Source organism: Pseudomonas sp. FG36, from assembly GCF_057809275.1.
In genome coordinates this window covers 1-2,957 of sequence record NZ_JBMDJQ010000077.1, presented here as the reverse complement: position 1 = coordinate 2,957, position 2,957 = coordinate 1, and the positions used below count along the sequence as shown (strand labels likewise).

The 2,957-nt window shown below is 61.7% G+C and carries 3 protein-coding genes; all 3 read left to right on the top strand.

Going from position 1 to position 2,957, the window contains the following annotated elements:
• The first annotated feature begins 208 nt into the window (after positions 1-208).
• Entirely contained in the window at positions 209-1,006 is a 798-nt protein-coding gene (locus tag ACODS9_RS26465; RefSeq protein WP_167335937.1) for a transporter substrate-binding domain-containing protein, read from the top strand.
• A gap of 79 nt (positions 1,007-1,085) precedes the next feature.
• Positions 1,086-2,048 carry an amino acid ABC transporter permease gene (locus tag ACODS9_RS26460; RefSeq protein WP_046853904.1) on the top strand — a complete coding sequence of 321 codons (963 nt, stop codon included), beginning with the start codon at positions 1,086-1,088 and terminating at the stop codon, positions 2,046-2,048.
• Positions 2,041-2,775, top strand: coding sequence for an amino acid ABC transporter ATP-binding protein (locus ACODS9_RS26455; RefSeq protein WP_110700378.1), 735 nt, complete (start codon positions 2,041-2,043; stop codon positions 2,773-2,775). Before ACODS9_RS26460 ends, ACODS9_RS26455 begins: the two co-directional genes overlap by 8 nt.
• Positions 2,776-2,957 lie beyond the last annotated feature (182 nt).

Below are 2,957 nucleotides of genomic sequence, written 5' to 3'. Positions count from 1 at the left end.
GTATCAGCGCTGCGTGGGAGCGGCAATGCGGCGGTCCGACTTGCCCCGCGATTGTTTTCCCTCATCGATTTTTGGCCAACAAAGTCCCCACCGGCTCTAGGTCCCGGCCTTCGCATGCGTTAGCATCCGTCCCGACATTACGCATCGGTCTGTAGGACCGTGCTTACAAAAAAAATCTGCGTACTTCTTGCTAGGGGACTTGGTGATGATGAAGAAATACCTGTCGCGGCTGCTGGTAGGTGCGACCGCCCTGATCGCGGTAGCCACCGCCCAGGCCGGCGCCATCGATGACGCGGTCAAGCGCGGCACCCTGCGTGTGGGCATGGACCCGACCTACATGCCGTTCGAAATGACCAACAAGCGTGGCGAGATCATCGGCTTCGAGGTCGATATCCTCAAGGCCATGGCCAAGTCCATGGGTGTCAAGCTGGAGATGGTCTCCACCGCCTACGACGGCATCATTCCGGCACTGATGACCGACAAGTTCGACTTCATCGGCAGTGGCATGACCCTGACCCAGGAGCGCAACCTGCGCCTGAACTTCAGCGAGCCCTTCATCGTCGTCGGCCAGACCCTGCTGATCCGCAAGGAGCTGGCGGGCGAGATCAAGTCGTACAAGGATCTGAACAACGAGAAGTACCGCCTCACCTCCAAGCTCGGCACCACCGGCGAGATGGTCGCGAAGAAACTGATCGGCAAAGCCAAGTACCACGGCTACGACAACGAGCAGGAAGGGGTGATGGACGTGGTCAACGGCAAGGCCGACGCCTTCGTCTACGACTCGCCCTACAACGTGGTGGCGGTGGAGAAGGCCGGCGCCGGCAAGCTGGTGTTCCTGGAAGAACCCTTCACCTACGAGCCGCTGGCCTTCGGCCTGAAGAAGGGCGACTACGACAGCATCAACTACATCAACAACTTCCTGCACCAGATCAAGCATGACGGGACCTACGATCGTATCCACGACAAGTGGTTCAAGAACAAGGACTGGCTGAAGGAAATGGAATAAGGCCTGGGCGCAAAACCCCAAGCGCTGACCTCGACGCGCAGGCAAACCCTGCGCGTTCGCATTTACGGAAGTACCCCACGTGATCAAACACAAGAAAGCACAGTGGCCCTGGCACGGGCTGACCGCGCTGGTCCTGGTGGGCCTGGCGATCAGCCTGTACCTGGCCACCTCGATGATTTCCTACGAGTGGCGCTGGAACCGCGTTCCGCAATACTTCGCCTACAAGGCCGAGGAAACCCAGCGTGCCGCCAACCCTGGCACGGTCGAGGAAATCGTGGTGTCCGGCGACAACGCCCGGGTCACCCTGAAGGACGAGAGCGGCGACACCCAGGTCGTCGAAGTGGCCAAGGACAGCATGCTGCTGGCCCGTGGCGACGACGTCGCCGAGGGCGATGCCATCGGCGTCACCCGCCACTGGGCCGCCGGCCCCCTGGCCTGGGGCCTTTGGACCACGCTGTGGATCTCGGTCATATCCGGCGCCCTGGGCCTGGTGATCGGCCTGTTCGCCGGGCTTTGCCGGTTGTCGAGCAACCCCACCCTGCGTGACCTGTCCACGGTCTATGTCGAACTGGTGCGCGGCACGCCGCTGCTGGTGCAGATCTTCATCTTCTACTTCTTCATCGGCACCGTGCTCAACCTGTCCCGCGAGTTCGCCGGGGTAGCGGCGTTGGCACTGTTCACCGGCGCCTACGTCGCCGAGATCGTCCGCGCCGGGGTGCAGTCGATCGCCAAGGGCCAGAACGAGGCGGCACGCTCGCTGGGCCTGAACGGTGCGCAGTCCATGCGCCATGTGATCCTGCCCCAGGCCTTCAAGCGCGTGCTGCCACCGCTGGCCGGGCAGTTCATCAGCCTGGTCAAGGACACCTCGCTGGTGTCGGTGATCGCCATCACCGAGCTGACCAAGAGCGGTCGCGAGGCCATCACCACCTCGTTCTCGACCTTCGAGATCTGGTTCTGCGTGGCGGGCCTGTACCTGCTGATCAACCTGCCGCTGTCGCACATCGCCAGCCGGCTCGAGCGGAGGCTTGCGCAAAGTGATTGAAGTCCGTGACCTGCTTAAAGTCTTCGACACCCGCGGCCAGGTAGTGCGTGCGGTGGACAACGTCACCACCCAGGTCGCCAAGGGCGAAGTGGTGGTGGTGCTGGGGCCGTCCGGCTCGGGCAAGTCCACCTTCCTGCGTTGCCTGAACGGCCTGGAGCATTTCGACCAGGGCCATGTGTCCATCAACGGCGTGCAACTGGACGACCCGAAGACCGACATCAACGCCTACCGCCGTGAAGTCGGCATGGTGTTCCAGCACTTCAACCTGTTCCCGCACATGACCGTGCTGGAAAACCTGTGCCTGGCGCAGAAGGTGGTGCGCAAGCGCAACAAGGCCGACCGGGAAGCCAAGGCCCGGGCGTTGCTGGAAAAGGTCGGTATCGCGCAGAAGGCCAACGAGTACCCGTCGCGCCTTTCTGGCGGCCAGCAGCAGCGGGTGGCCATTGCCCGCGCCCTGGCCATGGAGCCGAAGGTGATGCTGTTCGACGAACCGACCTCGGCGCTCGACCCGGAAATGGTCGGGGAGGTGCTGGATGTGATGAAGACCCTGGCCCAGGAAGGCATGACCATGGTCTGCGTGACGCACGAGATGGGCTTTGCCCGGGAAGTGGCTGACCGAGTGCTGTTCTTCGATCACGGCAAGCTGCTGGAGGATTCGCCGCCCCAGCAGTTTTTCGCCGCGCCGAAGGACCCACGGGCCCAGGCGTTCTTGCGGCAAGTTTTGTGAGGATGTTGAGGCCTGCGTAATTCGTGGGTGAAATATATCTGATCAAACTGTTCAGGCCTCTTGCCATATATTGGTGAGAGGCCTGGCTGTCGAAATATCTCTAGCCTCCAATCAAAGAACGCTCTCTCTTGCTCTTGCTCTGCTTTTGCTTCTAAGTGCGCGATAGTTCAGGCGACACAAAT